The 2,188-nt window shown below is 67.9% G+C and carries 1 protein-coding gene; it reads right to left on the bottom strand.

Translation table 11 applies throughout. The features are described from left to right. Nucleotides 1–16: 16 nt before the first annotated feature. Entirely contained in the window at nucleotides 17–2,134 is a 2,118-nt protein-coding gene (locus FM051_RS49790) for an ISAzo13 family transposase (protein ID WP_158854946.1), read from the bottom strand. Between the last annotated feature and the right edge of the window lie 54 nt (nucleotides 2,135–2,188).

The following is a 2,188-nucleotide window of genomic DNA, read 5'->3' as shown; positions in this document are numbered from 1 at the left end:
GTGAAGCCGTAAAAGATCAACTTGTCGGCGTGTCGGTTCCCGCTGGGTTCGGCGTGGAAGCCGTGGCCAGGAGCTGGGCGGCCGTGCGGTAACGGGCCGACGCCGGGGATGGGAGACAGCCGTCCCGCTCCAGGAGTGGCCGCGTCTCGCGGACGACACCGGCGACGGCCGAGCGGCTCACGTCGCCGAGAGCGTCGGCGAGAACGCCCAATGTGCACAGTTTCCTGAGATACAGGACAGTGAGCAGGACGCGTTCACTGTTGCTGATCTTCTGGGGAAAGACACCACCACGGGCGCCGGGCCGGCGGGGGCCGCCACGGCGCTGATGAGTGAGCCGTTCGGCGTGAGCGGCCTGTCGGGGCGCGAGCCGTTCGGTGAGGTCGTTCAGCTCGTCCCGACTCATCCCGGTCAGGGCCGGATCGGACAACGCCTCAATGATCGCGGTTCGGGCCGGGCGGATTCCGTGATCGAGGAACGTGAGCAGGTCGCGAGCGGTGGCGAAGCGCACCGAGGCCACTCCTGAGTTGTGGCCGCGATCTTCGAGGACGTCGCGCGTCTGCTTCACCAGATCGCCGATGCAGGTGTTGGTGACCTCCAACAGGTCTGCGAGCACGTTCATGGAGCAGACCTGCCGTTGGTAGACAAGGGTGAGCAGCAGGCGGTCGGCGTCGTCGAATAACGGCTTGCCACCGCGGAGTCTGCCGGTGGCCCGCCGGGCACGGCCGCCGCGTTGCTCGGCGTAGCGCTGTTGTGTCCGGGCGGCTTGGGCCGACGCGAGGGCGTTGGACAGCTGGTCGAGTTCGGCGCCGGTCAGGCCGGTCAGCCGAGGGTCGGCCAGGCGAGTGAGCATGGTCTGGCGGCGACCGGCCGGCCCGTCCGACTCGACCACCGCTGCCACGTCGGTCGTCGTGACGGGCTGTGGGAGCAGGGTGTAGTTCCAGGTGCCGCGGGTGGCATGCCGCTGCAGCGGCAGGGCGGCGAAGCGTTCCTTGCTGATCGCGACGCCGATGGGGTAGTCGCCGGTGTCCAGAGCCGCTTCGACCCGCAGCCCGGCGCGGGTGCGGGTCGCTTCGATGGTCTTGACCACAATTTCGTGGCTGGTCAGCGGGCGGCCCCGCCAGTTGAGGGTGATATGCGAGAACAGCCGGTGTTCAATCTTGTTCCACTTACTTGTTCCTGGAGGGAAGTGACAGACCGTGATCGCCAGCCCGGTCTCCGCGGCCAGGGCGGCCAACTCGCTCTTCCAGACCCGGTAGCGGTAGCCGTTGGAGCCACCCGCGTCGGCGGTGATCAGCAACCTCGACGCATTCGGATGGTCCAGACTGCCGCGCGCTTTCCACCAGCGGCGGATCGACTCGACCGCGAACACCGAGGTGTCGTGATCGACCCCCACGTTGACCCAGCCGGTATTGCGGGTGATGTCGTAGATCCCGTACGGGATGGCCTGCTCCACGTCCGGGCCGCTGAAGAAGAAGTGGTGGTCCTCCACCGCGACTGGCTCCCCCTGCGGCCGCCACTCCCGTCCGGCCATCGGTAAGCGCCCCAACTGTTCCCGCTTCTTCGTGTCCACGCTGATCACCGGCTCGCCACTGGCCTGGTGGTCCTTCACCTGCCCGTTGACATAGCGAAACTGCGCATCCCGATCCGGATGCTGTGCGCCTTCCAACGTCTTGGCGTTGGCCTGCAAGCTGAATCCGGCCGACTTCAACAACCGGCCGACCGTCGGAGCCGACACCGGATGTCCCTGCCGAGTCAGCTCCTCGGCCAAGTGCCGCAACGACTTCGTCGTCCACCGCAACGGGGATTCCGGATCGCCCCGCTCATCCGGCTCGACCAGGACCAGCAGCGCGTCCAGCACGACGGGGTCGTTCTTCTCGGCCCGCTTACGGCCGCCGCCCACCGCACGGACCCGACCGTCCGGAAACGGCTCGCCGCCCGCGTCCAGTTCCGCCATGCCTCGTCGGACGGTGGTCTCGCTCACTCGGGCGACCTGGGCCGCGACGCGCACGCCGCCGTGGCCCAGCAGCCGGGCCTCGGTGGCCACGGCCAGGCGTCGCTGCCGCTCGTTCAGGTGCGGCAACAGCGCCGCGAACCGGCACCCGAGCTGCGACAGGACCTCCCGCGTGATCGCCATACCAGACCAACGAGCACCAAGATCGAAAGCAACACCTTGATCTTTTACGGCTTC

Origin of the sequence: Saccharothrix deserti (assembly GCF_009769385.1) — a bacterium.
GTDB lineage: Bacteria > Actinomycetota > Actinomycetes > Mycobacteriales > Pseudonocardiaceae > Actinosynnema > Actinosynnema deserti.
Note: the sequence above shows the minus strand (reverse complement) of the source record. Positions and strands in the feature narration are given on the sequence as shown.